21 protein-coding genes and 1 rRNA gene are annotated in these 18,318 nt (G+C 64.0%); 8 read left to right on the top strand and 14 right to left on the bottom strand.

The window, feature by feature from the left end; all coding sequences use genetic code 11:
• Positions 1 to 135: 135 nt before the first annotated feature.
• The 3 genes from rrf to Q376_RS0105650 all read left to right on the top strand — a co-directional run bounded on the left by rrf (position 136) and on the right by Q376_RS0105650 (position 907).
• Positions 136 to 251 (top strand): 5S ribosomal RNA (gene rrf / locus Q376_RS0105655).
• 141 nt (positions 252 to 392) lie between these two features.
• A complete protein-coding gene (locus tag Q376_RS24685) occupies positions 393 to 611 on the top strand; it encodes a hypothetical protein (RefSeq protein WP_155834167.1) in 219 nt (72 codons plus the stop codon).
• Between the two features lie 23 nt (positions 612 to 634).
• Positions 635 to 907: a hypothetical protein gene (locus Q376_RS0105650; protein ID WP_027349496.1), complete on the top strand. Its 273-nt coding sequence runs from the start codon at positions 635 to 637 to the stop codon at positions 905 to 907.
• Between the two features lie 214 nt (positions 908 to 1,121).
• On the opposite strand, the gene Q376_RS0105645 is transcribed toward Q376_RS0105650, so the two are convergent.
• The 3 genes from Q376_RS0105645 to Q376_RS0105635 all read right to left on the bottom strand — a co-directional run bounded on the left by Q376_RS0105645 (position 1,122) and on the right by Q376_RS0105635 (position 3,925).
• Entirely contained in the window at positions 1,122 to 1,937 is an 816-nt protein-coding gene (locus tag Q376_RS0105645) for a Tim44 domain-containing protein (RefSeq protein ID WP_027349495.1), read from the bottom strand.
• A gap of 67 nt (positions 1,938 to 2,004) precedes the next feature.
• Entirely contained in the window at positions 2,005 to 2,790 is a 786-nt protein-coding gene (gene yaaA, locus Q376_RS0105640) for a peroxide stress protein YaaA (protein ID WP_027349494.1), read from the bottom strand.
• Positions 2,791 to 2,887: 97 nt separating this feature from the next.
• Positions 2,888 to 3,925, bottom strand: coding sequence for an NADP(H)-dependent aldo-keto reductase (locus Q376_RS0105635; RefSeq protein WP_027349493.1), 1,038 nt, complete (start codon positions 3,923 to 3,925; stop codon positions 2,888 to 2,890).
• A gap of 542 nt (positions 3,926 to 4,467) precedes the next feature.
• On the opposite strand from Q376_RS0105635, the gene Q376_RS0105630 reads away from it, so the two are divergent.
• Positions 4,468 to 4,962: a 3'-5' exonuclease gene (locus Q376_RS0105630; RefSeq protein WP_043446432.1), complete on the top strand. Its 495-nt coding sequence runs from the start codon at positions 4,468 to 4,470 to the stop codon at positions 4,960 to 4,962.
• Between the two features lie 43 nt (positions 4,963 to 5,005).
• Here Q376_RS0105630 and Q376_RS0105625 read toward each other — a convergent pair whose 3' ends face one another.
• The 4 genes from Q376_RS0105625 to Q376_RS0105610 all read right to left on the bottom strand — a co-directional run bounded on the left by Q376_RS0105625 (position 5,006) and on the right by Q376_RS0105610 (position 7,308).
• Positions 5,006 to 5,551: an LOG family protein gene (locus tag Q376_RS0105625; protein WP_027349491.1), complete on the bottom strand. Its 546-nt coding sequence runs from the start codon at positions 5,549 to 5,551 to the stop codon at positions 5,006 to 5,008.
• Between the two features lie 152 nt (positions 5,552 to 5,703).
• Positions 5,704 to 6,228, bottom strand: a complete 525-nt coding sequence (locus Q376_RS0105620) for a DUF501 domain-containing protein (RefSeq protein ID WP_027349490.1) — start codon at positions 6,226 to 6,228, stop codon at positions 5,704 to 5,706.
• A gap of 91 nt (positions 6,229 to 6,319) precedes the next feature.
• Positions 6,320 to 6,796 (bottom strand): Cys-tRNA(Pro) deacylase, encoded by a 477-nt coding sequence (ybaK, locus tag Q376_RS0105615; RefSeq protein ID WP_027349489.1) that lies wholly within the window; start codon positions 6,794 to 6,796, stop codon positions 6,320 to 6,322.
• A gap of 89 nt (positions 6,797 to 6,885) precedes the next feature.
• Entirely contained in the window at positions 6,886 to 7,308 is a 423-nt protein-coding gene (locus Q376_RS0105610) for a hypothetical protein (protein ID WP_027349488.1), read from the bottom strand.
• A gap of 39 nt (positions 7,309 to 7,347) precedes the next feature.
• Between Q376_RS0105610 and Q376_RS0105605 the strand changes: the two genes are divergently transcribed.
• A complete protein-coding gene (locus Q376_RS0105605) occupies positions 7,348 to 8,511 on the top strand; it encodes a MalY/PatB family protein (RefSeq protein ID WP_027349487.1) in 1,164 nt (387 codons plus the stop codon).
• A gap of 61 nt (positions 8,512 to 8,572) precedes the next feature.
• On the opposite strand, the gene Q376_RS0105600 is transcribed toward Q376_RS0105605, so the two are convergent.
• Entirely contained in the window at positions 8,573 to 9,511 is a 939-nt protein-coding gene (locus Q376_RS0105600; protein WP_027349486.1) for a thioredoxin family protein, read from the bottom strand.
• A 221-nt stretch (positions 9,512 to 9,732) separates the two neighbouring features.
• Positions 9,733 to 12,480 carry an aconitate hydratase AcnA gene (gene acnA / locus Q376_RS0105595; protein WP_027349485.1) on the bottom strand — a complete coding sequence of 916 codons (2,748 nt, stop codon included), beginning with the start codon at positions 12,478 to 12,480 and terminating at the stop codon, positions 9,733 to 9,735.
• 254 nt (positions 12,481 to 12,734) lie between these two features.
• Between acnA and Q376_RS0105590 the strand changes: the two genes are divergently transcribed.
• Both Q376_RS0105590 and trxB read left to right on the top strand, forming a co-directional pair.
• Positions 12,735 to 12,938 carry a CPXCG motif-containing cysteine-rich protein gene (locus tag Q376_RS0105590; protein ID WP_027349484.1) on the top strand — a complete coding sequence of 68 codons (204 nt, stop codon included), beginning with the start codon at positions 12,735 to 12,737 and terminating at the stop codon, positions 12,936 to 12,938.
• 151 nt (positions 12,939 to 13,089) lie between these two features.
• Positions 13,090 to 14,061, top strand: a complete 972-nt coding sequence (gene trxB / locus Q376_RS0105585; protein ID WP_027349483.1) for a thioredoxin-disulfide reductase — start codon at positions 13,090 to 13,092, stop codon at positions 14,059 to 14,061.
• A gap of 105 nt (positions 14,062 to 14,166) precedes the next feature.
• Here the strand turns inward: trxB and Q376_RS0105580 are convergent, their stop codons facing one another.
• Positions 14,167 to 14,403: a SlyX family protein gene (locus tag Q376_RS0105580; protein WP_027349482.1), complete on the bottom strand. Its 237-nt coding sequence runs from the start codon at positions 14,401 to 14,403 to the stop codon at positions 14,167 to 14,169.
• A 167-nt stretch (positions 14,404 to 14,570) separates the two neighbouring features.
• Between Q376_RS0105580 and Q376_RS25495 the strand changes: the two genes are divergently transcribed.
• Positions 14,571 to 15,038: a cold-shock protein gene (locus Q376_RS25495; protein WP_027349481.1), complete on the top strand. Its 468-nt coding sequence runs from the start codon at positions 14,571 to 14,573 to the stop codon at positions 15,036 to 15,038.
• Between the two features lie 126 nt (positions 15,039 to 15,164).
• On the opposite strand, the gene Q376_RS0105565 is transcribed toward Q376_RS25495, so the two are convergent.
• Genes Q376_RS0105565 through Q376_RS0105550 form a run of 4 tightly spaced genes read right to left on the bottom strand, consistent with a single transcriptional unit; the run spans position 15,165 to position 18,256 of the window.
• Positions 15,165 to 15,557 carry a hypothetical protein gene (locus tag Q376_RS0105565; RefSeq protein WP_317627712.1) on the bottom strand — a complete coding sequence of 131 codons (393 nt, stop codon included), beginning with the start codon at positions 15,555 to 15,557 and terminating at the stop codon, positions 15,165 to 15,167.
• Positions 15,554 to 16,762, bottom strand: coding sequence for a succinyl-diaminopimelate desuccinylase (gene dapE / locus Q376_RS0105560; RefSeq protein WP_052364983.1), 1,209 nt, complete (start codon positions 16,760 to 16,762; stop codon positions 15,554 to 15,556). The genes Q376_RS0105565 and dapE overlap by 4 nt, the downstream gene beginning before the upstream one ends.
• A 60-nt stretch (positions 16,763 to 16,822) precedes the next feature.
• Positions 16,823 to 17,848, bottom strand: a complete 1,026-nt coding sequence (gene dapD / locus Q376_RS0105555; RefSeq protein ID WP_027349478.1) for a 2,3,4,5-tetrahydropyridine-2,6-dicarboxylate N-succinyltransferase — start codon at positions 17,846 to 17,848, stop codon at positions 16,823 to 16,825.
• Positions 17,849 to 17,893: 45 nt separating this feature from the next.
• Positions 17,894 to 18,256 carry an ArsC/Spx/MgsR family protein gene (locus Q376_RS0105550; RefSeq protein WP_027349477.1) on the bottom strand — a complete coding sequence of 121 codons (363 nt, stop codon included), beginning with the start codon at positions 18,254 to 18,256 and terminating at the stop codon, positions 17,894 to 17,896.
• Positions 18,257 to 18,318: the final 62 nt, after the last annotated feature.

Raw genomic sequence — 18,318 nt, 5'->3', positions numbered from 1 at the left:
GAGGCTTGACCATATAACCCCAAGTGGTCAGGTCATCGAAAGACGAAGCAACGGATACGACGAGACGATCTCGGCCAGCATGATCCACGAATCAGTGAAGTTTGCCTGGATAGGCGGGCTTTGCGCCAGAATATGCTTGACGACCATAGCGAGCGGGTCCCACCTGACCCCATGCCGAACTCAGCAGTGAAACCGCTCAGCGCCGATGGTAGTGTGGGGTCTCCCCATGTGAGAGTAGGTCATCGTCAAGCATTCATCCCGAGGACCCCCGCACCGATGGTGCGGGGGTTTTCACTTATGGGGCGCCCGGCGAGGGGCGGCGGAAAAGGGCGTGAAGCGCCCGGAGCGCCCGTCGAGGATGGTTTACCCACAGCCGGTTCGCGGCAGGCGCTGTGGATAAGCTCCTGGCGAGCATCGGCCATGCCGGTGAGCGTTCAGATCGGCTCAAAATAAAAACCAATAATAACTGGCGAAATTCGAAAGACCGACTTTGTTGGCAACAATATAAAATTGCGAATAAGCTAATGAGCGACACCATTGTTTACTTGCTGTTTTTTGAAAGCGAGGTTTATAGTGATGATCGGTTAGCATGGATCAAGCAACCGGCATGACCTTCTTTCAAGGAGTAGGGAATATGAAAAAACTGCTTGGCATCATGGCCGCCGCTATTTTTGCCGCCACCCTGGCTGGGTGTGAAGATAAAGGCCCTGCGGAGCAGGCGGGAGAGTCGATCGACAATGCTGCGTCCGACATCCGTGACGGCGCATCCGACGCAGGCGATAGCATTTCCGATGCAGCCAGCGACGCCGGTGACAGCATTTCCGATACCGCGAGCGACATCGGTGACAGCGCCAGCGATGCGATGGATGACGCGGGCGATGATCAGCCTGGTACCGCTTCGCAGTAAATAATACGCAAACGTGGGTTTAATCTGACAGGGCCGATCAGGATGCTGATCGGCCCTGTTTCATATGGGGCTATCTCATATGAGAATAATAGCGGCTTACGACCCGCTCAATCGGCGGCGAGCGGGAAGAATGCAGCAATGTGAATAGGGTGAACGGAAAACGCCTCGCAGCGTGTGCGAGGCGTTTCCTTACTACCATTGCAAAGGCGTTCGATTACTGGCGCTGCTCGATACCCTGAATGTACCAGGGAGCACCGTCGCGCATTTCGCGGATCAAGTGCCAGGTCTCATTGAACTCGACTTCCTGACCGTTTTCTCGAATCACACCATGGAACAGCACCGAGGCTTCCGCCTGGCGGCCGTACTCCTGCACGTTGCCGAGTTCGGCGAACAGGCGAACGACCTCGGTCTTGTTGTCGTTCGGCTGCTTGGCGCGCTCTTCGCGCAGCAGGTTGTAGAGCTCCGGTGTGACATAGTCCTGCATTTGCGCCAGGTCATTGTCATCCCACGCTTTCTGAAGCGTGCTGAAGTGCTCTTTGGCGCCCGCGAGGAAGCGCTCCTTGTCGAACCAGGCCGGCGTCGAGGTGGCGAACGAGCCTCCAGCGGTCGCCTGGTTGCTGGTGAAGGCCTGGGGGGCCTCTTGATGAGCCGGGCGGCCCTGGCCCTGATGGCCGGCGGCGGCCATCGCTGCGCGACGACGGGACAGGAACATGAATATCCCGAAGGCGACCAGGGCGACCAGGATGATGTCGAACACCCTAATGCCGTCGAAGGCGCCGCCGAAGAACAGCGCTGCAAGCAGGCCGCCTGCCATGATCCCGGCGAGCGGGCCCATGAAGCGCGAAGCGCCCCCTGCCTGTGCTTGACGGGGCGGCGTGGTCGCTCGCGGCGCGGCGCTTTGCGCCGGGGCTGCCGAACGAGACATGCTGCCGACGCTGGCGCCGCCTCCGAAGCGACGCGCGTCAGCATGCTCGACAGCCAGACCGAAGGTCATGAAGCTGACTAGCAGCGTGATGAAGAGGTGTCGCATCGTTGTAGCTCTCCTTCTTGCGTTTACGGCGACGATTGAGCCCGTCGCTATGGCTACCGGACAGACTTCACTGCTCCGGGCGGGTGAATACCCATTCGTCCTGCTTGGACAGCGATGGATCGAATTCGTAACCACCGATGTCGAAGGCCTTGAGTGCCTCCGGATCATCGATGTCGTGCCTGAGTATCCAGGCACTCATCCAGCCTCTCGCCTTCTTGGCATAGAAGCTGATTACCTTGAGCTTGCCATTCTTCTCATCCTTGAACACCGGGGTGACGATCCGATGTCCCAGGCGCTTGGCATCGATCACCTTGAAGTATTCGTTCGACGCCAGGTTGATCAATACCGGTGTGCCACTTTGCGCCACCGCCTTCGCGAGGTCGTGAGTCAAACGCTCGCGCCAGAAGTCGTACAGCGTGGCCCCCGCTGGATTATCGAGGCGAATGCCCATCTCGAGCCGATAGGGTTGGATCAGATCGAGTGGACGCAGCATGCCGTAAAGACCCGACAGGATACGCAATCGCTGCTGCGCGCGCTCGAGTTCAGTGGCATTGAGTCGCTGCGCCTCGAGTCCAGTGTAGACATCACCCTGGAAGGCGAATATCGCCTGTTTGGCGGGGTTGCTCCCTGCACCCAGGCTGAAGGGCAAAGACCATTCGACATAGCGATTGGCGTTCAGTGTGGCCAGTTTGTCGCTGATTCCCATCAGTGCCGCTAGCTGCTGTGGAGACAGCTTGCGCAACCGATCGATCAACTGAGCGCTGGCATCGAGATATTCCGGCAGGGTATGCGTCGAGGAAGGTGCGGGAGACTCGAAGTCCAACGTCTTGGCTGGTGAAATCACACTAAGCATGCATGCTTCCTATCCGCTAGTGATGAAAGTGTAGCATTGGTGACCAGGCCCGCTGCGATGCAGCGGGCTGGGTTAAGTTGATCATAAGGGTGATGGCTCAAGGGCAGGGGTTGGGCAGCCTGCGGTGCACGCCCTCGATCGCGTCCAGGACTTCATCGGAGAGCTTCAGCGACTCGCTGGCGAGATTGCTGTCGAGCTGCTCAAGCGTCGTTGCGCCGATGATGTTGCTGGTCAGGAAGGGGCGTGAATTGACGAATGCCAGTGCCATTCGTGCCGGATCGAGGCCGAACTTGCGTGCGATGTCGACGTAGGCCCATACCGCTTCCTCGGCGACCGGCGAGGTGTAGCGCTTGAAGCGTTCGAACAGGGTCAAGCGCGCCTGCGCGGGTTTGAGGCCGCCCAGATACTTGCCGGAAAGCACACCGAAGGCGAGAGGAGAGTAGGCGAGCAGGCCCACACCTTCACGATGGCTGACCTCGGCCAGGCCGATTTCATAGCTGCGGTTGAGCAGGTTGTAGGGGTTCTGCACGCTGACCACCCGGGGCAGCCCCATGGTCTGCGCGAGCTTCAGGCAATGCATGGTCCCCCAGGCGGTTTCGTTGGAAAGGCCGATGGCGCGGATCTTGCCGGCCTCCATCTGGGTTTTCAGCGCTTGCAGAGTCTCCTCGAGAGGGATCGCATCCTCGTCCACCCGTGGCGTGTAGCCGAGCTGGCCGAAGAAGTTGGTGTGACGTTCGGGCCAATGCAGCTGGTAGAGATCGACGTAGTCGGTCTGCAGGCGCGCAAGGCTCGCATCCAGCGCCCGGGCGATATGGTCGGCGTTGAAGCGCGGACCGCCGCGCAGATGCTGCATGTCCCGGTTGGGGCCGGCCGCTTTGGTGGCGACCACCAGATCGTCGCGCCGCCCTCTGCGTTTCAGCCAGCTGCCGATGTAGGCTTCGGTGCGGCCCTGGGTCTCTGCACGGGGAGGCACCGGATACATCTCGGCCGCATCGATGAAGTTGATCCCGGAGGCGATTGCCCTGTCGAGCTGCTGGTGGGCGTCGCTCTCGCTGTTCTGTTCACCGAAGGTCATGGTGCCCAGGCACAGCCGGCTGACACTGATGCCACTGTCGCCCAATGGACGATATTCCATGCGAACTCCCAAATTTGATCGATAGTGAAGCGTGGGAAATACCCGATACGGCAACATAACCGATACGCCTGCGGGTCGAAAGGCGGTGGCGCTCATCGCGCCGCTTGATCGCCTCACCGCAATTACGTATAGTTCGCGCCCTTTTCGGTCAATTCATCAAGCATGCGAACTGCCATGGTAGGGGAGCCGGCATCCAGCGCCAGCTCCGTCCCTCCTTTATTCTCACTTGCGCTGTCGCGGCTGATTTCTCCGCTCGCTTGGGGCTGTCCGGGTGTGAACCTTGTGCCTTCTTTCTGGCCTAATGGCATGTCATTTGCACTGTCACATGCTGGATGGGCAAGGTCACGGCTGGTTGGCTGGTTCTATGTCGCCGATGACTTCATGTGCGCTGTGTCGAACAAAAGGAATTGAACACCATGGCACTCGAGTTCGCTGAGGATACCACTGGTCAAGTGTGGCAAGGCATGTCCAGACGCTTGGAGCGAGGTGGAGGAGCGTTGGATTTGCAACGCAGCGATGCGCGACAGCAGACATCGCAAGTGCTGGGCACCTGGTGTCCGACGATCCTCGACGTCGAGGCCTCTGGATTCGGCCGCGGCAGCTACCCGATCGAGATCGGGCTGGCGCGGGCCGATGGCACGCACAGTGCGCTATTGATTCGCCCGCTGGACGAGTGGATCCACTGGGACCCGAAGGCCGAGCTGCTGCATGGCATCACGCGCGACCAACTGATGCAGGAAGGTCATTCTCCCCTGGAAGTCGCCCGCTGGCTCAACGACGAGCTGCGCGAGGTCGGCGTGGCCTACAGTGACAGCTGGGGTTACGACAGCAGCTGGGTGGGCAGGCTGTTCAACGATGTCGACCTGCTGCCCGGTTTCAGGCTCGAAAGCCTGCGCCGGCTGCTGGATGAGTGCCAGCTGGCACGCTGGAACGCCACCAAGGCGAGAGTCGAGGTGGAGGCGGGGATCCACCGCCACCGCGCCGGAGAGGACGTTCGCTTGCTGCAGCAGACCTACCTGCGTTCGCTCTGCCACTAGCACCCGGCGTTCCCGCGCGAGGCGCTCGCGCGGGAACCGCTGGTCACTGAGCCGAGGTGAACATGCGATCGAGCAGACGGTCGATGTCGTCGTCGGTGGTGAGCCCCTGGCGGGTCGAGGTGGAGAGAAAGCCGGCGCTGACGGTGTCGTCGAGGAAAGAGAGCAGTTTGTCGTAGAAGCCGTCGACGTTGAGCAGCCCCACCGGCTTGGCATGGATACCAAGGTAGAGCCACGTCCACATCTCGAACAGCTCCTCGAAGGTGCCGATGCCGCCCGGGAGTGCGATGAAACCGTCCGACAGCTCGCTCATCCGCGCTTTGCGGGTATGCATGTCAGGAACTTTGATCAGCTCGGTGAGCCCCAGGTGGGCCGCCTCCCGCTCGACCAGGGCGTTCGGGATCACCCCGATCACTTCTCCGCCCGCGGCGATCGCGCCATCCGCGCAGCGCCCCATGAGTCCAACGCGTCCGCCACCATAGACCAGACGCCAGCCCCGCTCGGCAATCTTCCGCCCCACTCGTTCGGCCACCTCCCCCCAGGCGGGGGATGCGCCATCGCGAGAGCCCAGATACACGCAGACGCTTCTCATCATTCACCTCCCTAGGACCAAACGAGCATCTTATCGCCAAACCGATGCGGGGATGAAGGGCCTTGCGGACATCAGGGCACGGCTGGTGAAAACCCACCATGAGTGTCAGCTCGTCGTGCATCCAACGGGTGCGAAGCGATGGGGAATGCCCCTCAAGGCAGCGAAGCGGCGACCTGGGGATAGTGCGCGTCGATCCAGCGGCCGATCGCATTGTCGGTGCTGAGGTGATGGGCATACTGAGTGTGCAGGCAGCGCACCTGGTTCCAGTTGCTGATTCCGCCGACGCCGCGCTCGCGCAGCGGCGACTCGAAACCGAGCTCCTCGATGCGGGCCCGGGTCGCCTCGTCCATGTAGCGCCAGCGGTCGGCGACATAGGCTTCATGGCTGCGGTGATAATCGGCGAGCAGCTCGGGGTCTTCGAGCAAATGTGCTTCCAGCGCTTTGATCACACCATCGGCCTCGAGGTGCGACAGCTCGATCTTGAGCCGTTCGCTGCACAGCCAATAGAGGGTGGGAAAAGGGGCATCGTCGACCAGCGAGTGCATCCTCAGCGCCAGCGGAGTGCCCTCTCCATCGATCGCGGTGACCGCCTGGATGCCTCTTGGCGTACGGCCGAGCTGTTCGGCGATCAGCGTCAGCTGGCGCTCGTCGGGCGCTTGGTCGATGCGGATCAGCATGGGCGTGTACCTGGGGAGTATGTCGGGAATGGGTGATCGAATCGCAGCCGCATGGTAGGCGGGCCAAGCACCCAGGGCAAGACCGCCGCGCTCAGCCAGTGGCTATGGGCGCGACCTTCGCCGCAGTGGCTGCGATCAGGTCGCCGGGGCTCAAGGCGACCTCTAGCCCTCGGCGCCCGGCGCTGACGTAGAGCTCGTCGAAATCGAGCGCGGAGGCATCGATCACGCTCGGAAGGCGTCGCTTCTGCCCTAGCGGGCTGATCCCGCCGACCACGTAGCCGGTCGCCCGCTCCGCCTGGCGGGGCTCGGCCATCTTCGCCTTGCGTACCGAGAAGACACGCGCCACGGCCTTGAGATCGAGCCTGCCCTCCACCGGCACCATCGCTACCGCCAGTCGGCCATCGTCGAGTTCGACCATCAGGGTCTTGAACACCTGGGCAGGAGATTGATCGAGGGCGGCGGCGGCGGCGCGACCGTAGTCGCCCGCATGGCCCTCGGCCTCGAAGGAGATCACCCGATGGGCGATACCTTCGCGGGCCAGGGCAGTGAGGGCCGGAGTTTGGGACATGGTAGAAACTTCCATCGAATGAGGACGTTATTCATGCGGCTAGCTTCCCGCCGCGAGCGGGATTTGTCCATCTCCTCCGGGGCGGCCGTTCAGACCAGGCGCTGGGAGATCTGGTCGCGCCAGGCTTGGTCGAGATCATCGGCGAGCATTGTGCGCAGATACTCGGGCAGCGCCGCGATCGCGTCCACCAGCGACTCGCGAGGACGCAGGCGCAGCCATAGATAGGCCCAGGCGGCGCGCTCTTCCTCGCTCTCGGGCGCAGGGCGCCGCGGCATCTGCACCAGCAGGAACAGCGCGGTCTTCGCCGCCCATAGGGGCGGGCGCACGTGGGACCAGGCGAGTAGCTCCGCCGCGCTCGGATTCTCTTCTGGCGTGCCGAGGGAGGCCAGGCGAGCGGTGTCGCCGAGGATTATCGCCAACCGATCGGCGGGCGCCTCGCTGAGCGCGATCAGGCGGGCGAGCAGCGCAGGCCAACCGGCGACCGCCTTGGCATAGAAGCGGCTTTCAGGCATGTTCAAACACTCAACCCCTCGCTGCAGGAACCTTCGGTAATGGAGTTCGATTTCACCACGGAGCTGGACCGGCGTCAGTATCCGAGCACCAAGTGGCAGCGTTTCGATGAAGATACGCTACCAATGTGGGTCGCCGACATGGATTTCGCCGTGGCGCCGGCGATCCAGCAGGCGCTAAGCGCGCGCGTCGGGCATGCGGTATTCGGCTATGCCAATCCCTCTGCCGCGTTGAAAGAGGCGCTGTGCGATTGGAGTCGCGACCATTACGACTGGCAGATCGACGCCGCCTGGCAGACCTGGCTGCCCGGGGTGGTCCCTGCGCTGCACATCGCAAGCCTCTCGCTCACCGAGCCGGGTGACGAGGTGATGACGTTGACGCCGATCTATCCGCCCTTCCTGCAGGTTGGAGAGCTGACTGGCAGAGTGACCCGCGCGGTGCCGATGCGACCGCCCGAGGAGAGCGAAGGCGGGCGCTGGGAAATCGACTTCGATGCGCTCGAGCGGGCGGTGACGCCGCGTACACGTCTACTGCTCTGGTGCCATCCGCACAACCCGACCGGCCGGGTATTCGAGCAGCGAGAGCTCGAGCGGTTGGCGGATTTCGTCGAGCGCCACGACCTGATCGTCTGCTCCGATGAGCTGCACTGCGATCTGATCCTCGAAAGCGGCCGCCGCCACCGCCCCCTGGCCAGAGCGGTGCCCCGGCTCAGCGCCCGTACCATCACCCTGTGGGCGGCATCCAAGACCTTCAACGTCGCAGGCCTGGCCGTGGCCTGCGCGGTGATCGAGGATCCCCGGCTGCGGGCGCGATTCGCCCGCGGCTGCATCGGTCTGATGCCATCCCACAACGTGCTTGGTCTGGTCGCTACCGAAGCCGCCTATCGCCATGGTGAGCCTTGGCGCCAGGCGCTGCTGGCCCAGCTACGCGAGAACGTATCGATGCTCGAGGCCTTCGTCGCTCGCTGGCCCGGGGTCGGCATGAGCCGCCCGGAGGCTACCTTCCTCGCTTGGTTGGACTGCCGTGCGGCAGGATTGGGCGAGTCGCCGCAGCAGGTATTGCTCGAGCGGGGGAAAGTAGGCCTTTCCGACGGTGCCGATTTCGGCTGGCCAGGATTCGTGAGGATCAATCTGGGCACCCAGCCGAGTCGTCTGCAGGAGGGCTTGAGCCGCCTCGACAGCGTGCTGGCGACGGTTCAAAAGTGACACCGCGAGCGCCCTGCGGTGGCAGGGCGCCTCGGGAGGAGTTCCGGACTCGGCGGTGCGGTTAGTAGAGCAGCGCGAACAGCTTGCGGCGATAGCCGACGGTGAGCGGGTGATCGCCTCCCAGCGCCTCGAAGACCCTCAGCAGGGTCTTGCGCGCGGCGTCCTCGCCATACTGGCGGTCGCTCTTCATCAGCGCGAGCAGGCCCTCCAGGCCCTCTTCATAGCGCCCATCGGCGATCGCGCGGAAGGCGCGCTTGAACCGTGCCTCGCTGTCGTCGCGCTCGGCGAGCTGGGCGATCTCCTCCTGGCTAGGCGCTTCGGCGGCGAAGCCGAGCCGCGCCTGCAGCCCTTTGGCCCGCGCGGAATCGCGCAGCTCCACCGGTAGGGTATCGAGCAGCTCGGCGGCTTGGACGGTCTCGCCTTCGGCGGCGAGCACCTCGGCATAGCCGATGCGATGCTCGAACTGCTCGGGCTCGGCTTCGATCAACTGATGATAGAGCGCCTTGGCGGTGGCGGTGTCGCCCTCGGCCAGGGCCTGGGCCGCGAGCTCGTCGAGCGCGTCTTCCGCGGGAGCCGGTGCCTCGATGTACTGGCTGAGCCATTCACGGATCTTGCTCTCGGGCAGTGCGCCCTGGAACTGGTCATAGAGCTGGCCCTGATGGATCAGCTTGACGTCCGGTACCGAGCGGATGCCGAGCTGGGCGGCGATCTGCGGGTTGGCCTCGATATCGAGCTTGGCGAGGATGAAGGCGCCGCGGTACTCGCGCGCCAGCTTCTCGAGGATCGGCATCAGGTTCTTGCACGGCTCGCACCAGGAAGCCCAGCAGTCGAGCAGCACCGGAGTGTGCATCGAGCCTTCGAGCACCACCTGTTGGAAGTTCTGCATGTCGATGTCGACGATCAGTTGAGCGTCGTCGACATTGGGTTGGCGGTCGGGAGCGCCTTGTGCGGCGGGAGCGCTGCTGAGCGGTGCGCCGGTGCGTGGATCGACGATAGCCATGGGAACCCTTTGTCCGTAGCGAGCGCGGGCGCGAGCCCTGCGCGGGTGACTGAGAGAGACGTTGGCTTGTTTATGTAGGCGAAGGCGGGGAAATTCAACCCGTATGCGCGCCGTGGCCTTGGCGCCACGCGGTCTCGTGGCGCAGGGGCGCGCTCGGTGTCATCGATGAGCGATGAAAAACGGGACACTGGCGTGCCCCGTGGTCGTCGCTCGCGTTCGGACTACTTGTCGAGCATGCTGCGCAGCACGTAGTGGAGGATCCCACCGTGGCGGTAGTACTCCAGCTCGTTGCCGGTGTCGATACGGCATTTGGCAGCGAGTTCGAACTGCTCTCCATCAGGCCGTTCGACCAGTACCTTGAGCACTGCGCCGGGTTCGATCGCCGAGAGGTTCTCGATACTGATCTTCTCGTCGCCGGTGAGTCCGAGCGACTTACGATCCTGGCCCTCGGTGAACTGCAGCGGCAGCACGCCCATGCCGATCAGGTTGGAGCGGTGGATGCGCTCGAACGACTCGGCGATCACCGCACGCACGCCGAGCAGCGTGGTGCCTTTGGCGGCCCAGTCGCGCGAGGAGCCGGTGCCGTATTCTTTGCCTGCGATCACCACCAGCGGGGTGTCGTTCTCGGCATACTTCATCGCCGCATCGAACACCGCCAGCTGCTGGTCTTTGTCCGGACCTTCGTCGACGAAGCGAGTGTAGCCCCCGACCACGTCGTCGAGCATCTCGTTGCGGATACGCACGTTGGCGAAGGTGCCGCGCATCATCACCTGGTGGTTGCCGCGCCGTGAGCCGTAGGAGTTGAAGTCGACAGGCTCCACCCCGTGCTCCTGCAGGTAGCGGCCGGCGGGGCTGTCTTTCTTGATCGAGCCGGCCGGCGAGATGTGGTCGGTGGTCACCGAATCGCCCAGCATCAGCAGCACCCGTGCCTGCTCGATGTCGGTGATCGGCGCAGGCTCCGCTTTCATGCCCTCGAAATAGGGCGGGTTCTGGATGTAGGTCGAGTCATCGCTCCAGGAGTAGGTCTCTGAGGGGGTGATCTCGATCGCCCGCCAGTTCTCGTCACCGTCGAATACCGCGGCGTACTCCTTGCGGTACATGTCGGTCTTGACCCGCTCGACCGCTTCGGCGATTTCGGCCTGGGTCGGCCAGATATCCTTGAGATAGACAGGCTGGCCATCCTTGCCTTTGCCGAGTGGCTCCTTGGTCAAATCGACACGCACGTTGCCGGCCAGCGCATAGGCGACCACCAGCGGCGGCGAGGCGAGCCAGTTGGTCTGCACCAGGGGATGGATGCGGCCTTCGAAGTTGCGGTTGCCGGAGAGCACCGCGGCGACGGTCAGGTCGTGCTCCTGGATCGCTTTGTCGATCGGCTCGGGCAATGGCCCTGAGTTACCGATGCAGGTGGTGCAGCCATAGCCGACCAGGTTGAAGCCGAGTTTGTCGAGCGACTTGTCGAAGCCTGCGGTGGCGAGGTAGTCGGTGACCACTTTGGAGCCCGGTGCCAGTGAGGTCTTGACCCAGGGCTTGCGGTTCAGCCCCTTGTCGACCGCTTTCTTGGCCAGCAGCCCCGCAGCCATCAGCACGCTGGGATTGGAGGTGTTGGTGCAGGAGGTGATCGCCGCAATCACCACCGCGCCATCGTCGAGCCGGTAGGATTGGCCCTCGTGTTCGACGTTAGGATTATCGAAGTAGCTGTCGGCGACGAAGGGAGCTGTCGAGCCGCCCTCGCTCTGCCATTTGCCCTGCTCGCTGTCGGGGGCGTCGACGGCTTCGGTGAGCAGGTTCTCGAAGGTGCGCTTCATGTCGGTCAGCGCGACCCTGTCCTGCGGGCGCTTCGGCCCCGCGAGGCTGGCCTCGACGATACCCATGTCGAGCTCGAGCACGTCGGTGAACAGCGGCTCGTGGCCGGGCTCCCGCCAGAGGCCCTGGGCCTGGGTGTAGGCGCGCACCAAGTCGAGCTGCTGCTGGCTGCGACCGGTCAGGCGCATGTAGGTGAGGGTCTCTTCGTCGACCGGGAAGAAACCGCAGGTAGCGCCGTATTCGGGCGCCATGTTGGCGATCGTCGCACGGTCGGCGAGCGGCAAGTCCTTGAGCCCATCACCGTAGAACTCGACGAACTTGCCGACCACGCCCTTCTTGCGCAGCATCTGGGTCACGGTCAGCACCAGGTCGGTGGCGGTGATCCCCTCGCGCAGCTTGCCGACCAGCTTGAAGCCGATGACCTCGGGGATCAGCATCGAGACCGGCTGGCCGAGCATCGCCGCCTCCGCCTCGATGCCGCCGACCCCCCAGCCGAGGACGCCGAGCGCATTGATCATGGTGGTGTGGGAGTCGGTGCCGACCAGGGTGTCGGGGAAGGCGAAGGTCTTGCCATCCTGCTCGCGGGTCCACACCGATTTACCCAGGTACTCGAGGTTGACCTGGTGGCAGATCCCGGTGCCGGGCGGTACCACGCTGAAGTCGTCGAACGCCTGCTGGCCCCAGCGCAGGAACTCGTAGCGCTCGCGATTGCGCTCCATCTCGATCTCGACGTTGGCCTCGAAGGCTTCGGCGTTGCCGAAGCGATCGACCATCACCGAGTGGTCGATCACCAAGTCGACCGGGGAGAGCGGATTGATCTTCTTCGGATTGCCCCCCAGCTGCTTGACCGCATCGCGCATCGCAGCAAGATCGACCACCGCGGGGACCCCGGTGAAGTCCTGCATCAGCACGCGTGCCGGGCGGTAGCCGATCTCGCGGCTCGAGCGGCGCTGCTGCTGCCAGTCGACCAGTGCTTGGACGTCCTCCTCGGTGGTGGTCTCGCCGTCGAGGAAACGCAGCTGGTTTTCGAGCAGTACCTTGAGCGTGAACGGCAGCCGGGTGATATCGCCGTAGGCCGCGGCGGCCTTTTCGAGACTGTAGTAGTGATAGCGCTTGTCACCGACGGTCAGTTCGGTGAGCGTGCCTTTCGGATCGATCGAGCTCATCTATCTCCTCCTCATCATGCTGCGCCACCGTTTGTGCCCGGTGGTCGTCCGGCGTGGGCGTGTCGTCATCCGGGCCCGGCCCTGCGTGTCGGTGGCGCTCTTCTCGACTACCTTTGGCAACAGAAGCAAGGAGAGGCGCTCCGGCGCGCCGCCAAGCGCCCCGGTGACGCTGGGGTCACTGCATCCCAGTGTAGACGCTCCACGGGCCGACGGTGCCGTTGATCCGAATGAGGACCAGCGGCCGGGAGGATGAGATGAACGAGGAGATGCTGCTGCCGGTCGAGGTCGAGTGCCCCTACTGCGGCGCTGGTTTCGAGCTGGTCTTGGATCTGTCGCAGAGCGATCATGAGACCGTCGAGGACTGCTACTGGTGCTGTTCGCCTATCTCGATCGAAGTCCGACTCGGGGCCGACGGCGGGCTCGAGACGCTGAACCTGAAGCGCGACGACGAAGCCTGAGGCGCGAGCGCTGGGAGCCTCTGCGGCACGTCCTTCTCGGTCGATGGCGGCAATCAATCAGCGCGATAGTTGCAGCGTCGAGTGCGCTTGATTAAGGTCCGCCGTTAACCATTACCGTGAAAGGGCGCCCAAGCGGCGCAACGAGGCTTCCATGAACGACGTGCGTCATCGCTCCCTGATCATCCTGGGTTCGGGCCCGGCCGGCTATTCGGCCGCGGTCTATGCAGCCCGCGCCAATCTGCGTCCGATGCTGATCACCGGTATCGAGGTGGGCGGCCAGCTGACCACCACCACCGATGTCGACAACTGGCCCGGCGACGATGCCGGGGTCCAGGGGCCGGAACTGATGGAGCGGATGCGCCGCCACGCCGAGCGCTTCGAGACCGAGATCGTCCATGACTACATCAGCGAGGCGGTGCTGACCCAGCGCCCGTTCACGCTCAAGGGCGACAATGGCATCTACACCTGCGATGCGCTGATCATCGCCACTGGCGCGAGCGCGCTCTATCTCGGTCTCGAATCGGAAGGCCGCTTCCGTGGCCAGGGTGTGTCGGCCTGCGCGACCTGCGATGGCTTCTTCTATCGCAATCAGGAAGTCGTAGTGGTGGGGGGCGGCAACACCGCGGTGGAAGAGGCGCTGTATCTGTCCAACATCGCCTCCAAGGTGACCCTGGTACATCGCCGTGACGGGCTGCGCGCGGAGAAGATCCTGCAGCGCAAACTGTTCGACAAGGCCGAGAACGGCAACGTCGAGATCATCTGGAATCACCAGGTCGACGAGGTGCTTGGCGACGCCAGCGGCGTTACCGGCGTGCGGCTGCGCTCGACCGTCGATGGCAGCATTCGCGAGCTCTCCTCGCTGGGACTTTTCATCGCCATCGGCCACAAGCCGAACACCCAGCTGTTCGAAGGCCAGCTTTCGATGCGCGACGGCTACATCGAAGTGCAGTCCGGGACTCAGGGCAATGCCACCCAGACCAGCATTCCTGGCGTGTTCGCCGCCGGTGACGTGGCCGATTCGATCTATCGCCAGGCGATCACTTCGGCGGGCAGCGGCTGCATGGCCGCGCTCGACGCCGAGCGCTTCCTCGACGATCTCGACCCTGCGGTACCGCACAGCTGAGCGATCGTACGTTCCCGCCGCGTCACTGTTCGCGGCTCTGGCGGCGCCCCGGTGGGCGCCGCTTTCTTTTGCCCGGCATTCGCTGGTGTGTCAGGCGAGGCCGAGTCAGTAGTGCGGTGGACGGTCGTCCTCCAGTCGCCACTCGCGCTCTCCTTGGTCCAGCCCTTCGCTCTGCTGGCGCAGCCGCTCCTGGAGCAGGACGTTGATACGCTCGAGCCGCTCGAGCCGCTCGAGCGCCCGTCCCTGTTCGATGAGACGCGTATCCAGGGTCTCGAGCCAGTCTTCCTGGAAGGCGAGCCGAGTTTCCAACGCCTCCAGGCGCGCCTCGTGCTCATCAAGCATGCCTGGGACCGGCATGCTAGTATTTGCCGGTCGCCTGGTGTCATTCATTTGGCGATCTCCACAGGTGTCTGTTTCTTAATGGAAAGGTCGCGGACGCTGGGGCGGCGGGGGTAGTCTTTCGCCTGCGTCGACCTGCGTTCGAGCTTCATTAGAGAGAAATCGTCGTCATGAGTCCAAGAGCATTACTTCGTTGTATCGTCATCAGCCTTCTGCTTGCCCTGTTGTCTCCTCCCCTCGTTGGCTTCTTCGTTTCGTTTTCCGACAGTGAGTTCTACTCGCAGTTGATCGGTGAGATCGCCGCGCGGGAAGGGTTGATGAGCGGATACCTGCTCGCCGCCCTCGCTAGTTTCATCGTATTAATCCTGGCTACCCTGGCGGTACAGGTGTTGACCCCGCAATTGGCCAACATTGCGCGTATCGAGAACGACGATCGAGAGATCGGCGTGGTCAAATGGTTCAACGTCAACAAGGGGTACGGCTTCATCACCCGCGAAGGGGGCGAGGATGTGTTCGTTCACTTCCGCGCGATCCGCGGCAAAGGGCATCGCACCCTGGTCGAGGGGCAGCGGGTTCGCTACCACGCGATCGAGAACGATCGCGGATTGCAGGCCGAGGACGTCACCGTCATCACCTGAGGCGTGACCAGCGGCGAAGCGGGTTCCACCCGCTTCGCGCCAATGGCGCGGTCAGCCGTGACCCCAAGGCCCAGCAGGCATCGCTTGCTGGGCTTTTTTCTCGCCTGTCGCCAAGCCGCGTGGTGGTCAAATGCCGCTGTCGGGCCATTCGATCACACACTCTTCGCCATTCGCATCGATATGCAGAAAGCGGTCGGGCGCGTCGCCGGGCTGCCAGCCACCCAGCGAGCAGCGTACTTCGATGGCCAAGGCCTGGTTGATCGCGCGGGCGAGATCTACGTCGCGCGGCCAGGGGGAATCGGGGCTGTCGATCCACAGGCTCGAGAAACCGTCGGCGGCGGTCTCGATCAGCAGTATCGGCAGTTGCGCGCCATTTTCGCTGCGCCCGGTGCCACGCCACCGGCGCTTGCCGGCGGCGACCAGGTCAGCGCTGATTTGCGCTTTCAGCCACTCCTGCAGGCGCTCGATTTGCAGCGGGGCGAGATATATCTCGATGTCCGGATAGCGCTCCATGTTCATCGCCTCGGCTCCGTGTCGTGATGGGGCGCGAGCAGCTGAGCGAGAATGCCTTGGTAGGCGACGCTGAGGCGATCCAGATCACTGGCCAGGACGCGCTCGTCGACCTGGTGGATGGTGTCGTTGAGCGGGCCGAGCTCGACTACCTGGGCACCGAGGGTAGCGATGAAGCGGCCGTCCGATGTGCCGCCCGAGGTCGAGAGCCGGGGGCGCTGCCCGGTGGCGGATTCGACCGCTTGGATCACCGCCTCGAGCAGCGCTCCTTCGGCGGTCAGGAAGGGTTCGCCGGAGAGGTTCCACTCGAGCTGGAAGTCCCGCTGCGTCTCGAGTCCGGCATCCGCGAGGATCGTCTCGACCCGTTCGATCAGCGACTGGCTGGTGCTCTCGGTGGAGAAGCGAAAGTTGAAGGTGAGCAGGGCCTCTCCCGGGATCACGTTGGTGGCACCGGTACCCGAGTCGAAGTTGGAGACCTGGAAGGTGGTCGCCGGGAAGAACTCGTTGCCCTCGTCCCAGTGCTCGGTGGTGAGTCGCGCCAGCGCCGACGCGATCAGGTGGATCGGATTGCGCGCGCGCTGTGGATAGGCCACGTGCCCCTGCACGCCGATCACCCGCAGGCGGGCGTTGAGCGAACCTCGGCGCCCATTCTTGACCACGTCGCCGAGCCGTTCGCTGCTCGAGGGTTCGCCGACCACGCAGTAGTCGATGCGCTCGCCTCGTTCGCGCAGCCGCTCGACCACGGCGCGGGTGCCATGGCGCGCAGGGCCTTCCTCGTCGCTGGTCAGCAGTACGGCGATGCGCCCCTGGTGATCGGGACGGTCGGTGACGAAGCGCTCGATCGCGGTGACCATCGCGGCCAAGCTGCCCTTCATGTCGGCGGCCCCGCGGGCGCGCAGATAGCCCTGCTCATCGATCGTGGGCGAGAACGGCGGGGTGGCCCAGGCGCTTTCGGGCCCGGTCGGCACCACGTCGGTGTGGCCGGCGAAGGCCAGCGTCACACCCTCGCCACGAGTGGCCCAGAGATTGGTGACGCCGCCTTCCTCGATCCACTCGAGATCGAAGCCGAGGCGCTCGAGACGAACTCCGATCAGGCGCTGGCAGCCTCGGTCGTCGGGGGTGATCGAGGGGCGCGCGAGTAGCTCGCAGGCCAGTGCCACGGTAGCACTGTCGATGGCTTGCTGTGGCGTGGCGGGGTTCGCTTGAGCGGGCATGGCAATCGGTCTTCGGCTCGACTGGTGGCCGGCCGCTCGGCGGGAGCGGCCGGCACCGTGTCAGTTGTTGGAATGGAGGGCGTCGTTGAGGGCTATCGCGCTCTTGTTGGTACGGCACTCGATGCGCCCGGTGACCGAGTGGCGGATGAACAGCATATCGGAGAGGCCGGCGAGCTCGCGCGCCGCTACGGTCTTGACCTCCTTGCCATCGGCATCGAGCACGGTGACCTTGGCGCCCGCGGTGATGTAGAGCCCGGCCTCGATCGTGCAGCGATCGCCGAGCGGAATGCCGCAGCCGGCGTTGGCGCCGATCAGGCAGTTCTCGCCCAGCGAGATGACGATGTTACCGCCGCCGGAGAGGGTGCCGAGCATCGAGGCGCCGCCGCCGATGTCCGAGTGCGCACCGACGAACACGCCCGCGGATACCCGTCCTTCGACCATGCCCGGTCCTTCGGTACCGGCGTTGAAGTTGCAAAAGCCTTCGTGCATCACCGTCGTGCCTTCACCGAGGTAGGCACCCAGACGCACCCGCGCGGTGTCGGCGATGCGAACGCCCTTGGGCACCACGTAGTCGGTCATCTTGGGGAACTTGTCCACCGAGTCGACGCTGATCACCCGGCCATCGAGCCGCGCACGCAGCTGGCGAGCGGGCAGTTCCTCGACGTCGATCGCGCCCTCGCTGCTCCAGGCGACGTTCTTGAGCAGGCCGAACATGCCGTCGAGCTTGATCCCATGGGGCTTGACCAGCCGGTGGGACAGCAGCTGCAACTTGAGATAGACCTCCGGTGCGCTGGCGGGCGCCTGGTCCTCGTCGAGGAATAGGGCGATCAGCGGGCGCTTGGAGGTGCTGAACGCTTCGGCGATCTGCGCCTGGTCGTCGTGGCCGGCGCCGCGCAGGGCGGCGGCGAGCGTCGCGCACTGCTCGGGATGGAAGCTGACCTCCCGCTCGTCGGCGCCCGCGCCGAGGGCGCGGCGGGCTTCGCTCACCAGGGCGGCATTGGGAGCCAGCAGCGGGGCGGGATAGAAGACTTCCAGCCAGTCACCCTTGCTGTTCTGGGTGCCGATGCCGATCGCGAAACTGAACATATCGATGTCCTTGGTATAGGGGTGAATACGATGGATACGGGGCGCTCAGCGCAGGCGATCATAGGCTTCGGCGTCGAAGCCTATGATCAGTTCGTTGCCCGTGTCGAGCAGCGGGCGCTTGAGCAATGTGGGATGGTCGCCGACCAGCCGTCGAGCGCGTGCCTCGTCGAGGCCGTCGCGCTGTTCGGGATCGAGGTTGCGCCAGGTCGTACTGCGACGGTTGAGCAGCGTTTCCCAGTCGGCGCAGGCGAAGAAGCGCTCCACCAGGGTGGCGTCCAGGCGTCCATCGGCATCGCTCGCATCCGCGCGCAAGTCGATGAAGCGATGGGTGACGCCGCCCTGGTCGAGGGCGCGGCGCGCCTTGCGACAGCTGTCGCAGTTGCTGAGTCCGTAGAGCGTGATGCTCAATGTGCGCTCCTCAAAGTCTGTCGGCGGCGTCGGAGTGGGTGCCGCGAAAGGCGCGATTGTAA

The organism is Halotalea alkalilenta DSM 17697, from assembly GCF_000621205.1.
GTDB classification, from domain to species: domain Bacteria; phylum Pseudomonadota; class Gammaproteobacteria; order Pseudomonadales; family Halomonadaceae; genus Halotalea; species Halotalea alkalilenta.
This window is presented reverse-complemented; position numbering and strand designations above follow the sequence as displayed.

Excerpts from the sequence above, each read along its gene's own strand:
- dapE (WP_052364983.1), bottom strand. The coding sequence starts at position 16,762 with ATGCCCGCTCAAGCGAACCCCGCCACGCCACAGCAAGCCATCGACAGT.
- Q376_RS0105650 (WP_027349496.1), top strand. The coding sequence starts at position 635 with ATGAAAAAACTGCTTGGCATCATGGCCGCCGCTATTTTTGCCGCCACC.
- Q376_RS0105620 (WP_027349490.1), bottom strand. The coding sequence starts at position 6,228 with ATGCTGATCCGCATCGACCAAGCGCCCGACGAGCGCCAGCTGACGCTG.
- yaaA (WP_027349494.1), bottom strand. The coding sequence starts at position 2,790 with ATGCTTAGTGTGATTTCACCAGCCAAGACGTTGGACTTCGAGTCTCCC.
- dapD (WP_027349478.1), bottom strand. The coding sequence starts at position 17,848 with ATGTTCAGTTTCGCGATCGGCATCGGCACCCAGAACAGCAAGGGTGAC.
- trxB (WP_027349483.1), top strand. The coding sequence starts at position 13,090 with ATGAACGACGTGCGTCATCGCTCCCTGATCATCCTGGGTTCGGGCCCG.
- Q376_RS0105635 (WP_027349493.1), bottom strand. The coding sequence starts at position 3,925 with ATGGAATATCGTCCATTGGGCGACAGTGGCATCAGTGTCAGCCGGCTG.
- Q376_RS25495 (WP_027349481.1), top strand. The coding sequence starts at position 14,571 with ATGAGTCCAAGAGCATTACTTCGTTGTATCGTCATCAGCCTTCTGCTT.
- Q376_RS0105590 (WP_027349484.1), top strand. The coding sequence starts at position 12,735 with ATGAACGAGGAGATGCTGCTGCCGGTCGAGGTCGAGTGCCCCTACTGC.
- Q376_RS0105600 (WP_027349486.1), bottom strand. The coding sequence starts at position 9,511 with ATGGCTATCGTCGATCCACGCACCGGCGCACCGCTCAGCAGCGCTCCC.
- Q376_RS0105605 (WP_027349487.1), top strand. The coding sequence starts at position 7,348 with ATGGAGTTCGATTTCACCACGGAGCTGGACCGGCGTCAGTATCCGAGC.
- Q376_RS0105580 (WP_027349482.1), bottom strand. The coding sequence starts at position 14,403 with ATGCTTGATGAGCACGAGGCGCGCCTGGAGGCGTTGGAAACTCGGCTC.
- Q376_RS0105645 (WP_027349495.1), bottom strand. The coding sequence starts at position 1,937 with ATGCGACACCTCTTCATCACGCTGCTAGTCAGCTTCATGACCTTCGGT.
- Q376_RS0105625 (WP_027349491.1), bottom strand. The coding sequence starts at position 5,551 with ATGAGAAGCGTCTGCGTGTATCTGGGCTCTCGCGATGGCGCATCCCCC.
- acnA (WP_027349485.1), bottom strand. The coding sequence starts at position 12,480 with ATGAGCTCGATCGATCCGAAAGGCACGCTCACCGAACTGACCGTCGGT.
- ybaK (WP_027349489.1), bottom strand. The coding sequence starts at position 6,796 with ATGTCCCAAACTCCGGCCCTCACTGCCCTGGCCCGCGAAGGTATCGCC.
- Q376_RS0105610 (WP_027349488.1), bottom strand. The coding sequence starts at position 7,308 with ATGCCTGAAAGCCGCTTCTATGCCAAGGCGGTCGCCGGTTGGCCTGCG.
- Q376_RS0105565 (WP_317627712.1), bottom strand. The coding sequence starts at position 15,557 with ATGAACATGGAGCGCTATCCGGACATCGAGATATATCTCGCCCCGCTG.